Genomic DNA, 20,724 nt, shown 5'->3' with positions numbered 1-20,724 from the left:
CCGTACCAGTCACCGCCCATGCGTCTCCCCCGCCACCCGCACCTCCCGCCGCACGACTCGTCCCCGTCCTACCCCACCTATCCCTGGCAGCCGGTCGCACCGCCGCCGCCCCCACCGCCGCCGCCACGCCCCCGCCGCCACCCGGCGCTCGGCCGCCACAGTGACTTGCGCTTCCTGCGCAGCGCCTACCGATGGCAGCGTCGCGTCGCCACGCTCACCGCGCTCGGCTACTTCACGCTCTTCCTGGTCCTCTCCGCCTACGCGCCGTCCCTGATGGCGGACACCGTCACCGGCGGGCTCTCCGTCGGTCTGCTGCTCGGCCTGTGCCAGCTCCCCGTCACGCTGCTCGCCATAGCGCTGTACGAGTTCACGGCCCGCCGCCTCCTCGACCCACTGGCCCAACGGCTGCGCAAGCTGGCCGAGTTGGAGGCGAACCGATGATGAACATTTCCGCCGTCCTCGCCACCGATTCCGCACAGGCCATGTCCCTGGTGGCCTTCACCGCCGTCGTCACCCTCACCCTGCTGCTCTGCGTCCTGACCGGCCCCGACCGCGACGACCTCGGCGAGTTCTACACCGGCTACGGCGCACTCTCGCCGATGCGCAACGGCCTCGCCATCGCCGGCGACTACATCTCCGCGGCGACCGTCCTCGGCACCGGCGGCGTGATCGCCCTCGTCGGGTACGACGGTGTCGTCCTTGCCCTGAGCACGGCACTGTCCCTGATGCTCCTGATGTTCCTGCTGGCCGAACCCCTGCGCAACGCGGGGCAGTTCACCATGGGCGACGTGCTGGCCCGCCGGATGCCCGGCCGCGCCGTACGCATCACCGCATGCGCGGCGACACTGGCCGCGCTGATCCCGCTGATGCTGGTCCAGCTTGCGGGCGCGGGCGATCTGCTCGCCTTCATCCTCGGGTTCTCCAGCGAGGGCCTGAAGACGGGCTGCGTCGTCGCACTCGGCGCCCTCATGATCAGCTACGCGGCGATCGGCGGCATGAAGGGCACCGCCCTCATCCAGATCCTGAAGATCGTGATCCTGCTCGGCTCCGGCCTCGTCATCGCCGCACTGATCCTGCGCCGCTTCGACTGGGACCTCGGGGCGCTGCTCGCCGCCGCCGGGCGGGGCAGCGGCATCGGGCCCGCCTTCCTCCAGTCGGGGCTGCAGTTCGCGGGCGGCCCCAACCCCCGCCTGGACATGATCAGTTCGGAGCTGACGGTGGTGCTCGGCGGGGCCTGCCTGCCGCACGTCACCATGCGCATGTACACGGCGCGCAGCGCACCCGAGATACGGCGCTCGATGTCCTGGGCGGTGTCGGCGGTCGCCCTCTTCGTGCTCATCATCTCCATCGTCGGCTTCGGCGCGACGGCGATGATCGGGCGGGCGGCGATCGCGCAGGCGGACCCGCAGGGCAACACGGCGTATCTGATGGGCTCCAAGGCGGTGTTCGGCGTGAACGCGTCGACGGCGGAGACCCTCATCTTCACGACGGTCACCACGGCGATCTTCCTCACGCTGCTCGCCTCGGTCGCGGGAATGATCCTGGCCTGCGCCAACTCGCTGGCCCACGACGTCTTCGCGCACCTCCGCCGCGGCATCACACCGCGCCGGGAGATGACGCTCGCCCGCGTATCGGCCTTCGCCGTCGGCGGCCTGGCGATCTTCCTCGCGGTCCTGGTGCAGCACCGCAATCTGCAGCCGCTGGTGACGCTCTCGTTCTGCCTGGGCGCGTCCGCCCTCGCGCCCGCGCTGGTCTACAGCCTCTTCTGGCGCCGCTTCACCCGCAGGGGCCTGCTGTGGACGCTGATCGGCGGCACGCTGGGCTCCGTCATCCTGATGACGGGCACCAACCTGGTCTCGGGCTCCCCGGCTTCGGCCTTCCCCGACCTGGACTTCAACTGGTTCCCGTTCACCACGACCGGCATCGTCTCCATCCCCCTCGGCTTCCTCCTCGGCTGGCTGGGCACGGTGTCGTCGGGCCGCAGGGAGTCGGAGGAGCAGCGCAGGCAGTACGAGGCGGTGGAGGGCTGGATCCTGGCGGGCATCAAGCGGGGCTGACGCTGCCGGGCAATCGGGTGGGCGGGCGGGGAAAAGATCGCCGCGAAGCGGCGTCTAGACCGCCCGCCCGGTCAGCGCAGCGAGACTGCTCCGCACATGCTCCATGTGCGCCCGAACCTCGTCCGACTCCTCACCGTGCTCCCGCAGCAACCGCTCGGTCTCCCGGGCAACCCCTTCCTCCCGCACCCCCGCGGCAGCGACCAGCTCCGCGGCACGCGCCTCCGCGTCCTCCTGCCCGTGGCGGGCGGACTCCTCAGCCTCGGCGAAGGCCCGCTCGGCCTCGGACAGGCGGGCCTCCGCCGCGGCCACGAGCGAGGCCTCCTGCGCCTCGGCCGCCGCCTCCCGCAGGGCGATCTCCCGCTCGGCCGCCTCCCAGCGCTCGGCGTGCTCCTTCTCCTGCTCCTCCAGGAGCGCGGCACTGCGCTGCCGCATCTCCCGCAGCGCGGCGAGCGCCTCGCCGCGCCACTCCTTCACATCACGGCGGGCCACGATCCGCGCCTCGTCCGCCGCGGCGCGGGCGGCGAGCAGCCGCTTCCCGGCCCGCTCATCGGCCTCGGCGAGCAGCCCGTCGGCGTACGCACCTGCGGCCTCGCGGACCTCCCGCGCCGCCGCGTCGGCGGCCTCGCCCACCCGCAGCGCGTCGGCCTCCGCGGCGGCCCGCAGCGCGGCGGCCTCCTCCTCGCTGACCGCCAGGATCTGCTGAGCGCGCTCGCCGAGCTCCTCGTACGTCTGCGGGGCGAGCCGCGCGACCACGTCCCGCAGCCGCGCCATCTCCGCCTCCATGTCCTTGGCGAGGACGGTGAGCCGCGCCGCGCGCTCCCACGCGCCGTCACGGTCCTGGGAAAGACCGGAGGCGTACGCGTCCACCTGCCCGGGCCGGTAGCCGCGCCCGCGCACGGCGACGAAGCCGTACGGCGAGGCCGTTGCACCGCTGCTCATCGTTGAATCCCCTCTCCGAGGCACCACGCGCGTACTACGCGATTGGCGCACATCTTGATGGATCAAGCGGATTCGCTCATAACGCGACACTCCACTCATCTCACCCGGTCAAGGATGCGCCATTTCCCGCCAAAGGCCGTAATCACTCCTGGCGAGCCGCTGCCCCGACGCGCGGAACACCGCAGCGCCGTACGCCTCGCCACCTGAGCCGCCGCTTCGCGGCGGATCTCTCCCGCCCACCCACCCATTACCCGGGGCAATCGGGCGGGTGGGCGGGAAAGGCTTGTTCGGGACCGGGGGATGCGGGGTGATCGGGCGGGTGGGCGGGAAAGATTCGCCGCGAAGCGGCGGCCAGAAAAACGAACGAGGCGCCCGCCCCACAAACAGGGCCGAGCGCCTCGTGTCACAACCGCCGGGGACTACAACAAGCCGTCCCACATTTGCTCAAGCAGCACCGACCACCAGCTCTCCGGAGACGCCAACGCCGCCGGGTCGAGCGCGGCAAGCTGGCTCTGGAAGTCGACGGTCCACCGCCCCGCCTGCTCCTGGTTGAGCCCGAACCGCAGCCGCCACATCCGGCCGAGCAGCGCCAGGCAGCGGGTGAACTCGGGCAGCCCCGTGTTCACGAACTGCGGCGGCACCGAAGCCCCGCCGGGACCCGCCTCCACCGGCACGGCCACGATGTTCGCCGTGCCGTACTGGACACAGATCGCCCGGCCGAAGTCACTGCCCATGACGAGGTACGAACCGGCGTCCGACGCCGGCTGCACGCCCCGCTCCTGCGCCGTCTCGGCAAGCGTCGGCACCGGACGCCCCGGCTGGGCCTGCGCCCAGAAGAACGGCCCGAAGTCGACGGGCAGACCCGCCACGACGAGCGTGTGCGCCACGATGTCCGGCACGCCCTGCCGGGACACCGCCCGCTGGTCGAAGCGGAAGACGCCGGGCCCGAACGCGCCCGCCAGCTCCTGCGCCACACCCTCCGGCGGAATCGGCGGCGTGGGCTGCACCTGCGGCAGCGGCGCGCGCACCGGCGCGGGGCGTGCGGGGCCGTCCGCGACCTGGTGCAACTCGCCCTGGTGCGCGATCAGTTGCTGCATGCCGCCCTGCCGGGACGCGTGGTCCTTGCCGTACGGGGCGATGGACGTGATCCGCGCCTGCGGCCACGTCTCGCGGATCATGCGGGCGCAGTACGCACCGGGCAGCTCGCAGGACTCCAGCTCGGTGTGGAGTTCGAGCACCTGCTGCGGCGGCACGTTCATGCCGCGCAGCTCGTGCAGGATCTGCCACTCCGGGTGCGGGGTGCCGGGCGCCGAGCGGCGGATGAGCTGCTGCTCGGAGCCGTCGGCCGCGCGGTAGCGCAGTACGGCCTGGTAGCCGGGGCCGACGGTCGGCTGGCCTGCGGGCGGCTGCGGATAGCCGTACGGCTGGCCCGGCGCGGGCGGCGGCATGCCGGGAGCACCGGGGCCCTGCGGCGGCAGCGGCGCACCGGGACCGCCGACCGCGGGTCCGGCCAGCATCGTCGCGGCGTGGTGGACACCGCCGCCGGGGGGCGGGGTGCCGGGAGCACCCGGGGCGCCGGGAGCGCCGGGAGCGCCAGGGGGCTGGGGAGCGCCCGGCGGCTTGATCCCGCCGGGGCCACCCATGCTCGGGTCCGCAAACATCGTCGCCGCATGGTGCACCCCACCCGCAGGCGTACCCGGCGTACCGGGAGGCCCGGGAGGCTGCGGAGCACCCGGCGCACCCGGAGCTCCAGGAGGACCGGGAGGCTGCGGAGCACCAGGAGCACCAGGAGCGCCCGGCGGCTTGATCCCACCGGGACCGCCCATGCTCGGGTCCGCGAACATCGTCGCCGCATGGTGCACCCCACCCGCAGGCGTACCCGGCGTACCGGGAGGCCCAGGAGGCTGCGGCGCACCAGGAGCACCAGGCGCACCCGGAGCCGCGGGAGCACCAGGAGCCGCAGGAGCCCCCGGAGCCGCAGGCGGCTGAGGCCCGTCCGGCCCCAGCGCCGAGACGAGCTGCGTCGGGACGTAACCCCCCGCCGGCGTACCCGGAGCACCGGGCCCGGACGGCGGCGGCGTACTCCCCGGAGCCACACCGGGAGTCCCCGGCGCGCTCGGAGGCGGCGGCGTCCCCGCACCGCTCCCACGGGCGGAACGCGGCGGCGCCTCCGCCTTGCTGGTCGCGGCGTCGGCGATGTCCCCGGCACCGGGCGGCACGGGAGCCGCGGGCCCCTGCGGATAGCCGTACGCGGAAGCGTCCGGCACACCCGCGCCCGGAGGCGGCGGCATGTTCACCGCGCCACCGGCCGGCGGCGGAGGCAGGTTCGGGCCCGGAGCCGCCGGGGCCTGCGGCGCACCCGCGCCCGGAACGTCAAGGGCGGGCGCCACCGTCGTCGACGGAAGCCGGCTGCCGCCGTGCATCAGCGCGGTCTTGGCCTCCGGTGAAACACCGGGCGGCGGGGTGTCGTCGTCGTCACCGCCGACCAGCGGCGGCGCGAAGACCGTCGCGGGCGCGGGCACCGAACCCTCGTCGCCCGACTGCCCGTTGGTGTCGGTGCCGTCCCACGGAGCGGCACCGGCGGGCGCCCCGCCCGACGCACCGGCCGCCGGCCACGGCGTACCGCCACCGGGCGCCTCGGGCGCGGCCGAAGCAGCGGCCGCAGGTGCGGGCGCAGGTGCGGGCGCCGGAGCGGCGGGCTCGGGGGCGGAGGGGGCAACAGGAGCAGCGGGAGCCGGAGTTGCCGGAGCCGCGGCCGAACCCCCGGCCGCACCCGCCCCATTGGACGCATCCCCCCGCCGATCCGGGATGCCCAGCTTGTCCGCCGCCTCCTGGAGCCACTCCGGAGGGCTCAACAGGAACGACGTCTGATTCAGGTCGACCCGCTCCGGCGGTGCCGGTGCCGGATCCTGCGGAGCCGCATCCTGGACGCCGTACTCCTCTTCGTACCGGCGAATCACCTCACCGACCGGAAGACCCGGCCAGAGCGTGGCCTCACCGCTGTCCCGCGCGATGACGAGCCGCTGCCTGCCGCCGTCGGACACCGGACCGTTCTCGCGGTCCTCCGCCCACACGACAAAGCCGAGGTCGAACTCCCGGACCCGCACCTCACGATGCTGATAGCCCGGCACATCGCCGTTGATCCACTCCTCGGCGCGCTCCTGCGCCTGCGCGAAGGTCACCATCGCCAAGTCACTCCCCCACCGGAACGGCGCGCGCGAAGCCGCCGTCCACCATCAGGTTCGCCACGGTCTCCAGCTCCGGCGGGTTCCCCGCGAGCCGGGACAAGAACGCGTCGAAATCGTCGCCGCACGGCAGCAGCAGCCGCTCCACCCGCTCGGCCGGCTGCCACCCGGCAGCTTCCGAGACGTCCCGGGCGTCGTCGTACGCGCAGAACCACACCGAACCGATCCGGTCGCCCTTGACCTTCACGGCGAGCAGTCCGCCCTGCACGAAGCCCACACACAGGTAGTCCTTGGTGAGGTGATCGCGCAGACATTTGTTCACGTACACCAGGTCGTTGACCGCGGCCTCGTCCCGCACCGTGAAGAACGGCTGGTCGACCAGGAGACCGAGCTCCGCGTCCAGCGCGGCGCCGACCGGCGCACAGCCGCCCGCCGCCTTCAGGAACGAGCGGTAGGCGCCGGGCAGCCGGTAACCGAGGTCCTCCTCGACCCCGAGGATCTCCTGCTCCGACACCGCGACCGCCGACTTCGGCAGCGCGAGATGCGCGGGACGGGTCTCCTGGAGCGGGCGCGTACCCCTCTTGTCGTGGTCCACGGCCGTCGTCGCGATACCGCCGTGATGGCGAAGCAGCGCCTTCACCTCGACCGGCACCAGCTCCATGCGGCGGCCGCCCGGCACGTGATGCCAGGTCCAGCCGTGCGGGGTCGCCACCGGCGGGATCGTGTCCCACAGGTCATGACCCGACGCCGCGAGGGCCGCGTTCGCGGAGACATAGTCCGTGAGACGCAGCTCGTCGACACCGAAGCCCTCCGGGGGCTCGGCGATCTCGGCCGCGGCACGCGCGTAGGCAGCGAAGTCCGGATAGCCGTGCTCGTCCACACGCACCCCTCTGGGGTGACGCGAGGCCCGGACCGGATCCGGGAAGTGCACGATCTGCCCGGCGTAGGCCGCGTTCGGCGGCGCGGCCTGCTGCCCCAGCCGACCTGTCGTCATGGCGGTTGCCCCCTGCGGCACTGTTAATGGTTCTGCGGATCACTGTTGTGCGTACTGCGACGCGTACTGCTCTATGCACTCTTTCGCGCACTGTTCTGCGTACTACGAATGTCGACAGCCTATGCGTAAGGACGACACCGGTCACCGGGCCTCCGGTTCCATGACCAGCAGCCACCGCACCGTCACCGTGCGACGAAAGCCAGGCGTGTCGCGCCGCCCCAGCTTCCGCACCACCCGCCCCATTTGGCAGGCTGTCCCCGCAACGCGGGGGCGTGGCACACGCGGTCACTGCCGCGAGTTGCGGGGAGGGAAGCACCACCATGCACACGGCACAAACCGGTCGGTCAAGCCACACACTGTCCACGACAGCGGCTCCCGGCACCGAAGAGAGCGGCACCACCGGCTCGGGCGACCCCCGCGTCGGCTGGAGCAGCGCCTCCGCCCACACGCCCGTACTGCGCCAGCGCCGCGACGGCATCCTGCCCACCGTCGCCGCCGCGCTCTCCGTCCGCGGCGCGACCCTCACCTGCACCGCGGGCCGCGGCGAGGAACCCCCCGCACTGCACCCGCTCGTACAGGACTTTCTCGACACCCTCAAAAGCGGCCAGCGAGAACGCTTCACCGGACGCTGCGCCGAAGCCATCCTCATCTCCCGGCACCTCAGCGCCGCCGACGGCAGCCGCTCCAAACGCGCGGCACGAAAACCCATGACCAACGGCGAGGCCCGCAAAGCCCTCAAACACGCCAAACTCACCACCCGCCGCATCCGCGAGGACGGCGACCCCCTGCACGGCGGCTTCGCCCGCCCCTGCCGCTCCTGCACCGCGCTCACAGCACACTTCGGCGTACGAGTCGTGGACCCGACCACCCCCGAAGCCTGACCCCCCACCGAGCCGCGCTACCGCAACGAGGGCCCATGCACACCGAACAGCAGCACCCCACCACTGCCGCCAACCCCCGCTTCCCCGTCCCCGTCGACGCCGCCCTGCGCGCGGCCGGCTGGCTCCCCGGACGCTGGGACATAAAGCAGGCAGAAATCTGGGCCGACGCACTGCGCAGCCACACCTCACCCGCGGGCCACCGGCACACCGTCTTCCCCGCGGCCGTCGAGGCCTGGGCCGAATTCGGCGGACTGCACATCACCCCACAGGGCCCCGGCCGCCAGATAGCCCCCGCCGCCATGCACCTCGACCCGCTGTACGGCCTCCACATGGCCCGCACCCTGGGCGACCTCGGCCGCGCCCTGGACTCCGAGGTCTGCCCCATCGGCGAGGAGACCGAGACCCAGGCCCTGCTCGCCGTCGACGCCGTGGGCCGCGTGTACTCCCTCGATCACAGCGGCGATTGGTACCTCGGCGCGCATATCGACCAGGCGCTGGCCACCCTCCTGTCGGGCACCCAGCCGGAGCGCCTCACGGCGGGGTGAAGCACTCCGCGAGTACTCGTCTGCGGCGCCGTCGTGGCTGGTCGCGCCCACGCGGCGGAGCCGCAAATGTCACAGCCCCCCGCCCCTACGGGGCGCTAGGCCCCAGCCGGCAAGACCGCTGACACCCGGAAGCCGCCCGCATCCGTCGGCCCCGACACGAACACCCCGCCCAGCGCGGTGACCCGCTCCTTCATCCCCACAAGCCCATTGCCACCACTCGGCAGCCGCGCGTCCGCGGGACCCGCCTCCGGCGGCGGCTCGTTCTCGACCTGCATCGCGATCTCCGCACCGCGATGCGCGAGCCGCACATACGTCTTCGCGCCCGCCGCGTGCTTGTGCACGTTCGTCAACGCCTCCTGGACCACCCGATACGCGGTCTGCTCCACCTCGGCGGCATACGCACGCGACTCCCCCTCCACGGACAGATCCACCGCCATCCCCGCCGCACGGGACTGCCCCACCAACTCGTCGAGCTCCGCCAGACACGGCCCGTCCTCATCGACCGCACGCGAGGCGGCAGCCGCCGCCGCGAACCCCACCGCGGCGAGCGGCACGGCCTCGGACACCGCCCCACGCCGCACACCCGCCCCGGAGGCCGCCCCCGACTCCCCGGCGGTCCGCAGCACCCCGAGCATCTCCCGCAACTCCGTCAACGCCTGCCGCCCCATGTCACCGACCAGGGCCGCATTCTTCACAGCCTTCTCAGGATCCTTACGGGCAACAGCCTGCAAGGCAGCCGCATGCACAACCATCAAACTCACCCGGTGCGCGACAACGTCATGCATCTCCCGCGCGATCCGCGTCCGCTCCTCATTACGCGCCCACTCGGCCCGCTCCTCGGCCCGCTCGGCAAGCAGCTGCAACTCCCGCTCCAGGCTGTCGGCACGCTCCCGCAGACTCTCCATGAGCCGCCGCCGAGCCCCCACATACATACCGAGCAGAATCGGCGGCGCGGTGACACCAATAGACGTCGTAATCGCAATAAACGGTATGAACCCCTCAGCGAACGCCAGATCCCCGCTCGCCATGTCCTGCCGCGTCCGCACCAACGTGACGATGAGCGTCCCAAGGAGCGACATCCCCGCGAGCGACCCGATGATCCGCCGCGGCAACTCGGAGGCCGCCAGCGAATACAGCCCCACGATGGTCAGCACAATCCCCATCTGAGCAGGCGTGATCGCGATCGAGACCAGCACCACCGCGATCGGCCACCGCCGCCGCAGCACCAACGACGCCCCGGCCACGGCCCCGAAGGCCACGCCGACCGGCGCCGGAATCCCCGTATCCCCCGAAAACGTGATCCCCTCGGCCCCGCACTCCGCCGCCGAAACCAGCGCGAGCCCCACATCAAGCACGGCACTGCGCCGCCGCTCCCACCACCACGGCCCGCCCCCGGCCGCCTTGTGGCTCTCCCCCGTCGTGGTCATGCCTTCCAGCCTACGGGCGCGAAGCCCTCCTTTTCCGGCGAGTTTTACGCGCGGTGATCCAGCACACCCCTCGTTCGAGAGGAAGCGAAACCTGCCGATATCCCTCGAACTGCTGAATCGCTCACCATTTCGAACCGGACGTCCGCATTCCGGACAAGGCTTGCCGCATGACGGAAATCACGGGCAAGTACGCCGACTTCGAGGGGCTGCGGGAGCAGACGGTGGCGCTGCGGCGGCAGGGACTGAGCCGCCGCCAGATCCGCGACCGCCTCTTCGTCGACAACAACGACATCCTGAACCGCCTCCTGGAGGGCGAGCCACCGCCGGAGTGGACGAAGCGACCGAACGCGAAGGACGACCTGAGGGAGCGGGCGCGAGAGCTGCGGCTCCAGGGCATGACCTATGACCAGATCCAGGTGGAGCTGGGCTGCTCGAAGAGTTCGATCTCGCTGTGGGTACGGGACCTGCCGAAGCCGGAGCGGCGGGATCCGTCGGAGCAGGCGAGGCTGGCGGCGCGGAAGCGGTGGGAGCACGAGCTCGCGGTGCGGGATGACGAGCGGCAGCGGATCAAGGAGGCCGCGAGGCAGGAGGTCGGCACGCTGTCGGACCGCGAGTTATTCCTTGCGGGGGTCGTTCTCTACTGGGCAGAGGGAGGCAAGGACAAGGCTTACAACGATCAGCACACCGAGCGACTGCAGTTCATCAACAGCGACCCGAACGTCATCAGCCTCTACCTGCGCTGGCTCGAGTTGCTCGGCGTGGAACGCAAGCGGATGCGGTTCCGAGTCAGCATTCACGAGTCCGCGGACGTGGCCAAGGCTGAGGAGTTCTGGGCCGAGCTGGTCGGAGTCGAGGCCGCGAGCTTCCAGCGGGTCACCCTCAAGAAGCACAACCCCAAGACCAACCGGAAGAACATCAGCGACGCCTACCGGGGCTGCCTCACGGTCTACGTCACCAAGGGCGCCGATCTCTACCGTCGCATGGAAGGGGCTTGGTACGGCATAGTGTTGGGTGCCAACCCGGCGACCTGACCAAATGTCCGGTTAGTCGGGTTTAGTCCCCCATGGTGTAATCAGGCAGCACTGCGGTTTTTGGTACCGTATGTTCAGGTTCAAATCCTGATGGGGGAGCTGCACTTTTTGTCGGGTCCTGACCGCCCAGGTCAGGACCCGCCCTCATTTCCGCCCCACAACGCCCCGGTATCCTGCGGATGTCCACTCCCCGCACTTTCGAAGCCGAAGGGCACCCCCGTGAGCGCCAACAGCCCGGCAGCCGTCGTCGTCCTCGCAGCGGGTGAGGGCACCCGTATGAAGTCGGCCACCCCCAAGGTCCTGCATGAGATCTGTGGGCGTTCCCTCATCGGGCATGTGCTCGAAGCCGCGTACGCGTTGAGCCCGCAGCGGCTCGTCACCGTCGTCGGGTTCGCCAGGGAGCAGGTCACCGGTCACCTCGGGGTGATCGCGCCCGACGTCCGCACCGCCTACCAGAGCGAGCAGAAGGGCACGGGTCACGCGGTCCGTATCGGGCTCGAGGAGCTCGGTGGTTCCGTGGACGGGACCGTGATCGTGGTCTGTGGGGATACTCCGCTGCTGACCGGTGCGACGCTGCAGAAGCTTGCCGAGACGCACTCGGCCGACGGGAACGCCGTCACCGTGCTGACCGCCGAGGTGCCGGACGCGACGGGTTACGGGCGGATCGTGCGGGACGGTGAGAGCGGTGCCGTCACCGCCATCGTCGAGCACAAGGATGCGACCGATGCGCAGCGTGCGATCCGGGAGATCAACTCCGGGGTGTTCGCGTTCGACGGTGCGCTCCTCGCGGATGCGCTGGGCAAGGTGCGTACGGACAACAGTCAGGGTGAGGAGTACCTGACGGATGTGCTGGGGATTCTGCGCGAGGCCGGGCATCGGGTGGGCGCTTCCGTCGCCGCCGATCACCAGGAGATCGCGGGGATCAACAACCGCGTACAACTGGCGGAGGCCCGGCGTACGTTGAACGGGCGGCTGCTGACCGAGGCCATGCTGGCGGGTGTCACGGTCGTGGACCCGGCGTCGACGTGGTTCGACGCGACGGTGACGTACGAGCAGGACGCGATCGTGCATCCGGGTACGCAGCTGCAGGGCGCCACGCATCTGGGGGAGGGTGCCGAGGTGGGGCCCAACACCCGGTTGAAGGACACCCGGGTGGGTGCGGGGGCGCGCGTCGACAACACCGTGGCGGACAGTGCCGAGGTCGGGGCGCAGGCGAGTGTCGGTCCGTTCGCGTATCTGCGGCCGGGGACGCGGCTTGGCGTGAAGGCCAAGGCGGGTACGTATGTGGAGATGAAGAACGCGACGATCGGCGACGGTTCGAAGGTGCCGCATCTGTCGTACGTGGGTGACGCGACGATCGGTGAGTGCTCCAACATCGGTGCGGCGAGCGTCTTTGTGAATTACGACGGTGAGGCGAAGCACCACACGACGGTGGGGTCGCACTGCCGCACTGGTTCGGACAACATGTTTGTGGCTCCTGTCACGGTCGGGGACGGTGCCTACACGGCGGCCGGCTCGGTGATCACGAAGGATGTGCCGGCGGGTTCGTTGGCCGTCGCGCGGGGCCAGCAGCGGAATATCGAGGGCTGGGTGGCTCGTAAGCGTCCGGGGAGCGCGGCTGCGAAGGCGGCCGAGGCGGCGTCCCGGAAGCCGGAAGGCGAAAGCTGACCGGAAACAGGTGCGTCTGACACGGCGTACCGTGATAGGTGCACACATTCGGCCGACTCGACGCACCGGGACGCGTGAGTACGGCAGCGGGAAGAACTCTCTGAGGAGACAGTGCTGTGACCGGGATCAAGACGACCGGCGAGAAGAAGTTGATGCTCTTCTCCGGCCGCGCCCACCCCGAGTTGGCCGAGGAGGTCGCACACAAGCTGGGTGTCGGCATCGTGCCGACGAAGGCTTTTGATTTCGCCAATGGCGAGATCTACGTGCGGTATCAGGAGTCGGCTCGTGGCGCGGACTGCTTCTTGATCCAGAGCCACACGGCTCCGATCAACAAGTGGATCATGGAGCAGCTGATCATGATCGACGCGCTGAAGCGTGCGTCGGCCCGCTCCATCACGGTGATCGTGCCGTTCTACGGCTACGCCCGTCAGGACAAGAAGCACCGCGGTCGTGAGCCGATCTCGGCCCGTCTGGTGGCGGACCTGATGAAGACCGCGGGTGCGGACCGCATTCTCACGGTCGACCTGCACACGGACCAGATCCAGGGCTTCTTCGACGGACCGGTCGACCACCTCTTCGCGCTGCCGGTCCTCGCGGACTACGTGGGTGCGAAGGTCGACCGCTCGAAGCTGACGGTGGTCTCGCCGGACGCCGGCCGTGTGCGCGTCGCCGACCGCTGGTGCGACCGTCTGGGCGCGCCGCTGGCGATCGTCCACAAGCGCCGTGACAAGGACGTCGCGAACCAGGTCACCGTGCACGAGGTGGTCGGTGACGTGAAGGGCCGCGTCTGTGTCCTGGTCGACGACATGATCGACACGGGTGGCACGATCTGCGCCGCCGCCGACGCGCTGTTCGCGCACGGTGCGGAGGACGTCATCGTGACGGCGACGCACGGTGTGCTGTCCGGTCCGGCCGCGGACCGTCTGAAGAACTCCAAGGTGAGCGAGTTCGTCTTCACGGACACCCTGCCCGACCCGGGTGACCTGGAGCTCGACAAGATCACGGTGCTTTCGATCGCTCCGACGATCGCGAACGCGGTGCGTGAGGTCTTCGAGGACGGTTCGGTGACGAGCCTCTTCGACGAGCAGGCCTAAAGATCCACTTTGGGTGCGGCCTTCCCGCCGGGTAGACTCACTGAGTTGCTCGGCGAGGGAGGCCGCACACGCTTCTGATGAAGCACAGTGTGTGGCTGTCCGTTATCGACGCGCTCTTCGTAGCAGGCCAGTAGTCGTATGGCCGGGTAACCGACCCCCATTTCGACACACCTGAGATACGAGGAGTGCACCATGGCTGAGATCAAGCTCGCCGCCGAGACCCGCACCGAGTTCGGCAAGGGCGCCGCCCGCCGCATCCGCCGCGAGTCCAAGGTTCCGGCCGTCGTCTACGGTCACGGCGCCGACCCGGTCCACATCACCCTTCCGGGCCACGAGCTGCACCTCGCGCTGCGTCAGGCGAACGTCCTGCTCTCCCTGGACATCGACGGCAAGACCCAGCTCGCGATCCCGAAGGCCGTCCAGCGCGACGCCATCAAGGGCTTCCTCGAGCACGTCGACCTGCTGCTCGTCCGTCAGGGCGAGAAGGTCAACGTCGACATCTACGTGCACACCGAGGGCGAGCTCGCCCCGGGCGGCAACCTGCTCGAGCACGTGCTGAACGCGCTGCCCGTCGAGGCCGAGGCCACGCACATCCCGGAGTCGGTCACCGTCTCCATCGCCGGTCTCGAGGCCGGTGCGACCATCCTCGCCAAGGACATCCCGCTGCCCGCCGGCACCTCCCTGAACGTCGACGGTGAGACCGTCGTCCTGCAGGTCCTGGCCGCGCAGGCCGAGGAGGCCCCGGCCGAGGGTGCCGAGGGCGAGGGCGAAGTGGCCGCCGAGGCCTGAGTCGCCCCCCGGCGCTCGACCGAGCTCGACTGACAACCGCCGCCCCGCGCTCCGTGCGCGGGGCGGCGGTTGGGTTATGCGGAGGGCTTATGAAGAGAGCTATGAAGGAGACATGCAGATGACGACGGACCCCGGCGCCCCTTGGCTGATCGTGGGCCTGGGCAATCCAGGCCCGGGTTACGCGATGAACCGGCACAACGTGGGTTTCATGGTGGCCGACCTGCTCGCGGAGCGGATCGGCGGCACGTTCAAGCGTGCGGGCCGGGCGCAGGCGCAGGTCCTTGAGGGGCGGATCGGTCCGGTGGGTCCGGCGAACCGCCGTGTGGTGCTCGCGAAGCCGATGTCGTACATGAACGTCTCGGGCGCTCCGGTGACGGCGCTGCGTGACTTCTACAAGGTGCCGGTGGCGAACATCGTCGCGGTCCACGACGAGCTGGACATCGACTACGGCACGCTGCGGCTGAAGCTGGGCGGTGGCGACAACGGCCACAACGGTCTGAAGTCGATGACGAAGGCGATGAGTTCGGACTACCACCGGGTGCGGTTCGGGATCGGGCGTCCGCCGGGGCGGATGCAGGTCGCCGATTTCGTCCTGAAGGATTTCTCGGCGGCGGAGCGCAAGGAGTTGGACTACTTCGTGGACCGGGCGGCCGATGCGGTGGAGGCGCTGGTCATCGAGGGTCTTGAGCGGGCGCAGAGCGCGTACAACTCCTGAGGCACCTTCCGGCGAGTGTTGACTGAGCGCAGTCATATGGCCAAGGATCGCCGCCATGAACGCGCTGCTTCTCGGACGCCGTACGGCTATGGGCGGGCTCGCGGTGCTGCTTCTCGTCGCCGGGATCTGGGCGTCCTGGGGCACCGCGCAGCACGTGATGCTCACGGGTGAGCGGGAGCGCGGGACGATGACGGTCTCGCGCTGCGGTGAGGATGAGTGCGTGGGTCGGTACGAGCCCGGCTCGTCCGGCTCCAAGAAGCGCGAGCGGGTCGTGATCGACCGCTCGATCGCGGAGAAGAAGGGGGCGCGGATCCCGGTGGCCGTGAAGCCGGGCACCGCGGAGGTGGTCCGCGCGGGCGGCCCCGGCTTCCTCCACGCCTGGCTGCCGCTGGGCGGTGCGCTGCTTCTTTCGGCGGTGGTGGTGGCGGGCGGCCTGCGCCTGCGGCGCGTGGCGTGGGCACTGGCCTTGGCGGGCGGCGCGTTGCTGACGGCGTCGTATGTGACGTTGGCTTTCTAGGCCGCCGCTTCGCGGCGGATCTTTCCCGCCCACCCACCCGATTGCCCCGCGGACAACGCAAAAGAGCCCAGCACCAACCCCTGGTGCCGGGCCCCGAAGCCAAACGTCAGCCCGTGTTGCGCAGGCCGGCGGCGACACCGTTGACCGTGAGGAGCAACGCGCGGCCCAGCAGAGGATCCGCCTCCTCGCCCGCGGCAGCCGCATCCCGCTGCCGCTTCAACAGCGCCACCTGAAGGTACGAGATCGGATCCAGGTAGGCGTCACGGATGGCGAACGTCTGCTGAAGCGCCGGGTGCGAACCCAGCAGCTCCCCGCCACCGGTGATCCGCAGAACCTCCGCCACCGTCAGCGCATGCTCCGCCTCGATCGTCGCGAAGACGTGCTTCAGCTCGTCGGGGACGAGCGTGTCCACGTAATGGCGGGCGATCCGCAGATCCGTCTTGGCCAGCGTCATCTCCACGTTCGAGATGAAGTTCTGGAAGAAGTGCCAGTGCTCCTGCATCTCGGAGAGCACGGTCTCCAGACCGGCCTCTCGCAGCGCCTTCAGGCCCGAGCCGACCCCGAACCAGCCCGGCACGATCTGCCGCGACTGCGTCCAGCCGAAGACCCACGGGATGGCGCGCAGGCCGTCGAGCGAGACGCCCGAGCCGGGGCGGCGGGAGGGCCGGGAGCCGAGGTGCAGGTCGGCGAGCTGGTCGACCGGCGTCGACGCGAGGAAGTACGTCGGCAGGTCCGGGTCCTCGACGAACCGCCGGTAGGCGGAGTGCGCGGCGTCGGATACGACGTCCATCGCGGCGTCCCAGCGGGCGAGCGCCTCGTCGGACTGGCGGGGGGCGGTGTGCAGCGCGGAGGCCTGCAGCGTCGCGGCCACGGTCAGCTCGAGGTTCTCCCGCGCCAGCGAAGGCACCAGGTACTTGTCGGAGATGACCTCTCCCTGCTCGGTCACCTTGATCTCGCCCTCGAGCGTGCCCCACGGCTGCGCGAGGATCGCGTCGTGCGACGGGCCGCCGCCACGGCCGACGGTGCCGCCGCGGCCGTGGAAGAGCCGAAGACGTACGCCGTAGCGGTGCGCGACGTCACGCAGCCTGCGCTGGGCCCGGTGGATCTCCCACTGCGAGGTGGTGATGCCGCCGAACTTGGAGGAGTCCGAGTAGCCGAGCATGACCTCCTGGACGTCACCGCGGAGGGCGACCAGGCGGCGGTACGACGGGTCGGCCAGCATCTCGTCCAGGATGACGTCGGCGGCGCGCAGCTCGTCCGTGGTCTCCAGGAGCGGCACGATGCCGATCTTCGCCCAGCCGGCGTGCAGGTCGACGAGGCCGGCCTCACGTGCAAGGACAGCGGCGGCGAAGACGTCGTCGGCGCCCTGGCACATCGAGATGATGTACGACTCGATGACCTCGGGCCCGAAGACTTCGAGGGCCTTCTTGACCGTGAGGAAGACGCCGAGGGTCTTCTCACCGGCCGCGTCGAGCGGCGCCGGGGACGGCGCGAGCGGACGCCGCGACCTGAGTTCCTTGGCGAGCAGCTTCTGCCGGTACTCGCGCGGCATGTCCGTGTACCGCCAGGACTCCTCGCCGAGCCGGTCGAAGAGCTGCCCGAGCGCGTGGTGGTGGGCGTCGGCGTGCTCGCGTACGTCCATGGTGGCGAGCTGCAGGCCGAACGCGGCCAGCGTACGGATGGTGCGGTTCATCCGGCCGTCGGCGAAGAGGCCGCCCTTGTGCTCGCGCAGCGAGGTCTGGACGAGGGTGAGGTCGTGAAGGAGCTCGCCGGTGCCCAGGTAGTCGCGCCCCGGCTCGTGGGCGGTGCCGCGGGCCAGGCGCTGCTTGGTGTTCTCCAGCTTCTGCCGGATGCAGGTGGCCTTGAGCCGGTAGGGCTCCTCGGCGTTGAGCCGCTTGTAGCGGGGGCTGATCTCGGGCAGCAGCTCCAGGTCGAGCTGGAGGGAGGACTTCAGCTCCTCGGTGGCTCCGGTGTAGCGGATGGAGTTGGAGAGGAAGCCGCGCAGCTCGTCGACGAGTTCGAGGGCGTCGTTGATGCCGTGCTCGTGCTGGAGGATCAGGACGTCCCAGGTGACCTGGGGAGTCACGTTCGGGTTGCCGTCGCGGTCGCCGCCGATCCAGGTGCCGAAGGTCAGCGGCCGGGTGCCCTCGGGCAGCTCGACGCCGACGCGCTCGAGCTCGGCCGTCAGGTCTTCCAGTACGTCCCCGACGGCGCCGGCGTGCAGCTCGTCCAGGTAGTAGATGGCGTTGCGCGCCTCGTCGGCGGGCTCGGGGCGGACGACCCGCAGCTCGTCGGTCTGCCACACCAGGTCGATGTTCTCGGCGAGCCGCGTGTCGTGGCGGCGCCGGTCGGCCTCGATGACCGGGGTCTCAAGGAGCGCGGCGACTCGGCGCAGCTTGTTGAGGACGGAGCGGCGGGCGGCCTCGGTGGGGTGCGCGGTGAAGACGGGCCGCACGTTCAGGTGCTGCACGGTCTGGCGCAGGTGGTCGGGGTCGGCGTCCTTGAGCCGGTCGGCCGTACGGGACAGGAGCCCGCCCTCGGCGGCCCGGCGGGCGCGCAGCTCGCGGCCGCGGTGGACCTGCTCGGTCACGTTCGCCAGATGGAAGTAGGTGGAGAAGGCGCGGACCAGCTTGGCCGCGGTCTCCAGTTCCGTACCACCCAGAAGGCGGGCGGCTGCCTCGCCGTCCTCGCGGGTCAGGCGGCGGACCTTCTCGACCAGGTCAAGGAGCTCGGGGCCCTCCTGACGTACGAGGGTCTCGCCAAGGAGATCACCGAGGCGCCGGATGTCGGCACGCAGCTCGGTACTCGCCGTGTTCGTCTGGTCGTCGGCACTGCTCACAGGTGCGGCTCCTTGCAGTGTTGAAGCACGTCAGTTCTGGGAGGGGTACCCGGCCGGATAGGAATCCGTGTTCCGGGGGAAATAGAGAGCGGACCGCGCTGTCCGACCGATTCCAAGGATAAGTGTCACTTCGCGGCACGGGCTCGCGGCCTCTTGCCGCCAGGTTCCGCACTGCCATACTTACGACGCCGTAGGTTACGGGACCGTAGGAACCACGGGAGCGCACGGCTGTGTGCACCCGGCGCCCGCTGTGACCGTTGTAACCCTCAACCCTCGACCCCACAGGGGACGTGCCCATGACCCCATCTTCCGATGCGTACTCCGACACCGATGTGATCGAAGACGCTCCTCGGGCGGCCTCGGACGCCCCTCTGCCATCGGCGACGCTCGGCGGCGAGAAGAAGCGTTCGCTGGAGCAGCTCGCGCTGCTCCTGTTCATCACCGTCCCGTTCCTCGCCCTGGTCGCGGCGGTTCCGTTGGCCTGGGGCTGGGGTGTGAGCTGGCTGGACCTCGGCCTTCTCGTCTTCATGTACTACCTGGGGTGCCACGGGATCACGATCGGATTCCACCGCTATTTCACGCACGGCTCCTTCAAGGCGAAGCGCCCGCTGCGGATCGCGCTGGCCGTCGCGGGGTCGATGGCGGTGGAGGGCCCGCTGGTGCGCTGGGTGGCCGACCACCGCAAGCACCACAAGTTCTCGGACGCGGAGGGCGACCCGCACTCCCCCTGGCGCTTCGGCGAGACGGTCCCGGCGCTGATGAAGGGCCTGTGGTGGGCGCACATCGGCTGGATGTTCGACGAGGAGCAGACGCCGCAGGACAAGTACGCGCCGGACCTGATCAAGGACCCGGCACTGCGCCGCATCTCACGCCAGTTCTTGTTGTGGACGATCATCTCGCTGGCCATCCCGCCGCTGGTCGGGGGCCTGGTGACGATGTCCTGGTGGGGAGCGTTCACGGCGTTCTTCTGGGGCTCACTGGTGCGAGTGGCGTTGCTGCACCACGTCACGTGGTCGATCAACTCGATCTGCCACGCGGTGGGCAAGCGGCCGTTCAAGTCGCGCGACCGTTCGGGCAACGTGTGGTGGCTGGCGGTCCTGTCCTGCGGTGAGTCCTGGCACAACCTGCACCACGCGGACCCGACGTCGGCGCGGCACGGCGTGATGAAGGGCCAGCTGGACTCGTCGGCGCGGATCATCCGCTGGTGCGAGCAGCTGGGCTGGGCCACGGATGTGCGCTGGCCGTCGCAGTCCCGCATCGAGTCCCGCCGCAAGCCGCAGCCCGTCGACGCGGCATGATTGACGACGTGGCGACCGACTCCAGCAATTCCAGCCCTGCCAGCAAAGAGAAGCAGCCCCGGCGCGCCCGCCGGACCCGGATGACGGGTGCCGAGCGCCGGGAGCAGTTGCTGGACATCGGCCGTACGCTCTTCGCCGCCAAGGGCTTCGAGGGCACGTCGGTGGAGGAGATCGCCGCGAAGGCGGGCGTCTCCAAGCCGGTCGTGTACGAGCACTTCGGGGGCAAGGAAGGTCTGTACGCGGTGGTGGTGGACCGCGAGATGCGGGCGCTGCTCGACGGTGTGACGGGGGCGCTGACGGCGGGGCATCCGAGGGAGTTGCTGGAGCAGGCGGCGTTCGCCCTCCTCGACTACATCGAGACGTACACGGACGGCTTCCGCATCCTGGTCCGCGATTCCCCGGTGGCGCAGTCGACAGGCACGTTCGCGTCTCTCATCTCCGACATCGCGACGCAGGTGGAGGACATCCTCGGGCAGGAGTTCAAGACCCGGGGCTTCGACCAGAAACTGGCCCCTCTCTACGCCCAGGCGCTGGTCGGCATGGTGGCGCTGACGGGCCAGTGGTGGCTGGACGTCCGCAAGCCGAAGAAGGCGGAGGTGGCGGCGCACCTGGTCAACCTGGCGTGGCACGGCCTCGACGGCCTGGAGCCCAAGCCCCGCCTGATAGGGCACCGCAAGGCCTAGCGGCAGCGGGCGGGGGTGCACACCCCCGCCCCTCCTGCCCGCTGCCTGCCGTGCCTCGGCGC

Annotated in this window: 17 protein-coding genes and 1 tRNA gene; 13 read left to right on the top strand and 5 right to left on the bottom strand. The window is 70.4% G+C overall.

The features are described 5' to 3' along the window. The first annotated feature begins 18 nt into the window (after window positions 1–18). Window positions 19–441, top strand: coding sequence for a DUF485 domain-containing protein (locus tag OG453_RS08385; RefSeq protein ID WP_266866033.1), 423 nt, complete (start codon window positions 19–21; stop codon window positions 439–441). Then, the gene (locus OG453_RS08380; protein WP_266869753.1) at window positions 441–2,057 is read left to right on the top strand and encodes a cation acetate symporter; all 1,617 of its coding nucleotides are present in this window, start codon (window positions 441–443) and stop codon (window positions 2,055–2,057) included. The genes OG453_RS08385 and OG453_RS08380 overlap by 1 nt, the downstream gene beginning before the upstream one ends. Window positions 2,058–2,111: 54 nt before the next feature. Here OG453_RS08380 and OG453_RS08375 read toward each other — a convergent pair whose 3' ends face one another. From OG453_RS08375 to OG453_RS08365, 3 genes are all read right to left on the bottom strand, one after another. Further along, complete coding sequence (locus OG453_RS08375; RefSeq protein ID WP_266866031.1) at window positions 2,112–2,996, bottom strand: cellulose-binding protein; 885 nt, start codon at window positions 2,994–2,996, stop codon at window positions 2,112–2,114. Between the two features lie 419 nt (window positions 2,997–3,415). Further along, the gene (locus tag OG453_RS08370) at window positions 3,416–6,181 is read right to left on the bottom strand and encodes an SUKH-4 family immunity protein (RefSeq protein ID WP_266866029.1); all 2,766 of its coding nucleotides are present in this window, start codon (window positions 6,179–6,181) and stop codon (window positions 3,416–3,418) included. Between the two features lie 7 nt (window positions 6,182–6,188). Then, on the bottom strand, window positions 6,189–7,175 hold the full coding sequence (locus tag OG453_RS08365) for an SMI1/KNR4 family protein (protein ID WP_266866027.1): 987 nt from the start codon (window positions 7,173–7,175) through the stop codon (window positions 6,189–6,191). A gap of 320 nt (window positions 7,176–7,495) precedes the next feature. Between OG453_RS08365 and OG453_RS08360 the strand changes: the two genes are divergently transcribed. Both OG453_RS08360 and OG453_RS08355 read left to right on the top strand, forming a co-directional pair. Further along, window positions 7,496–8,056 (top strand): YwqJ-related putative deaminase, encoded by a 561-nt coding sequence (locus tag OG453_RS08360; RefSeq protein WP_266866025.1) that lies wholly within the window; start codon window positions 7,496–7,498, stop codon window positions 8,054–8,056. A 35-nt stretch (window positions 8,057–8,091) separates the two neighbouring features. Continuing rightward, window positions 8,092–8,601: an SUKH-3 domain-containing protein gene (locus OG453_RS08355; protein ID WP_266866023.1), complete on the top strand. Its 510-nt coding sequence runs from the start codon at window positions 8,092–8,094 to the stop codon at window positions 8,599–8,601. 95 nt (window positions 8,602–8,696) lie between these two features. Here the strand turns inward: OG453_RS08355 and OG453_RS08350 are convergent, their stop codons facing one another. Further along, window positions 8,697–10,028, bottom strand: coding sequence for a sensor histidine kinase (locus tag OG453_RS08350; RefSeq protein ID WP_266866021.1), 1,332 nt, complete (start codon window positions 10,026–10,028; stop codon window positions 8,697–8,699). A gap of 167 nt (window positions 10,029–10,195) precedes the next feature. Between OG453_RS08350 and OG453_RS08345 the strand changes: the two genes are divergently transcribed. From OG453_RS08345 to OG453_RS08315, 7 genes are all read left to right on the top strand, one after another. After that, window positions 10,196–11,059: a hypothetical protein gene (locus OG453_RS08345; protein ID WP_266866020.1), complete on the top strand. Its 864-nt coding sequence runs from the start codon at window positions 10,196–10,198 to the stop codon at window positions 11,057–11,059. 26 nt (window positions 11,060–11,085) lie between these two features. Beyond that, window positions 11,086–11,158, top strand: a tRNA-Gln gene (locus OG453_RS08340). Window positions 11,159–11,278: 120 nt separating this feature from the next. Then, the gene (gene glmU / locus OG453_RS08335) at window positions 11,279–12,727 is read left to right on the top strand and encodes a bifunctional UDP-N-acetylglucosamine diphosphorylase/glucosamine-1-phosphate N-acetyltransferase GlmU (protein ID WP_266866018.1); all 1,449 of its coding nucleotides are present in this window, start codon (window positions 11,279–11,281) and stop codon (window positions 12,725–12,727) included. A gap of 116 nt (window positions 12,728–12,843) precedes the next feature. Next, window positions 12,844–13,821 carry a ribose-phosphate diphosphokinase gene (locus tag OG453_RS08330; protein WP_266866016.1) on the top strand — a complete coding sequence of 326 codons (978 nt, stop codon included), beginning with the start codon at window positions 12,844–12,846 and terminating at the stop codon, window positions 13,819–13,821. A 192-nt stretch (window positions 13,822–14,013) separates the two neighbouring features. Then, a complete protein-coding gene (locus OG453_RS08325) occupies window positions 14,014–14,610 on the top strand; it encodes a 50S ribosomal protein L25/general stress protein Ctc (RefSeq protein ID WP_266866014.1) in 597 nt (198 codons plus the stop codon). Window positions 14,611–14,728: 118 nt separating this feature from the next. Beyond that, on the top strand, window positions 14,729–15,325 hold the full coding sequence (gene pth, locus OG453_RS08320; protein WP_266866012.1) for an aminoacyl-tRNA hydrolase: 597 nt from the start codon (window positions 14,729–14,731) through the stop codon (window positions 15,323–15,325). A gap of 55 nt (window positions 15,326–15,380) precedes the next feature. Further along, a complete protein-coding gene (locus OG453_RS08315) occupies window positions 15,381–15,842 on the top strand; it encodes a hypothetical protein (protein WP_266866010.1) in 462 nt (153 codons plus the stop codon). A 106-nt stretch (window positions 15,843–15,948) separates the two neighbouring features. On the opposite strand, the gene ppc is transcribed toward OG453_RS08315, so the two are convergent. Then, window positions 15,949–18,681: a phosphoenolpyruvate carboxylase gene (gene ppc / locus OG453_RS08310; protein ID WP_266866008.1), complete on the bottom strand. Its 2,733-nt coding sequence runs from the start codon at window positions 18,679–18,681 to the stop codon at window positions 15,949–15,951. Window positions 18,682–18,977: 296 nt separating this feature from the next. On the opposite strand from ppc, the gene OG453_RS08305 reads away from it, so the two are divergent. Together OG453_RS08305 and OG453_RS08300 are read left to right on the top strand one after the other, a co-directional pair. Beyond that, window positions 18,978–19,979 (top strand): fatty acid desaturase, encoded by a 1,002-nt coding sequence (locus OG453_RS08305; protein ID WP_266866006.1) that lies wholly within the window; start codon window positions 18,978–18,980, stop codon window positions 19,977–19,979. Beyond that, window positions 19,976–20,662: a TetR/AcrR family transcriptional regulator gene (locus tag OG453_RS08300; protein ID WP_266866004.1), complete on the top strand. Its 687-nt coding sequence runs from the start codon at window positions 19,976–19,978 to the stop codon at window positions 20,660–20,662. The genes OG453_RS08305 and OG453_RS08300 overlap by 4 nt, the downstream gene beginning before the upstream one ends. Window positions 20,663–20,724 lie beyond the last annotated feature (62 nt).

This window comes from Streptomyces sp. NBC_01381, assembly GCF_026340305.1.
Taxonomy (GTDB): domain Bacteria; phylum Actinomycetota; class Actinomycetes; order Streptomycetales; family Streptomycetaceae; genus Streptomyces.
Note: the sequence above shows the minus strand (reverse complement) of the source record. Positions and strands in the feature narration are given on the sequence as shown.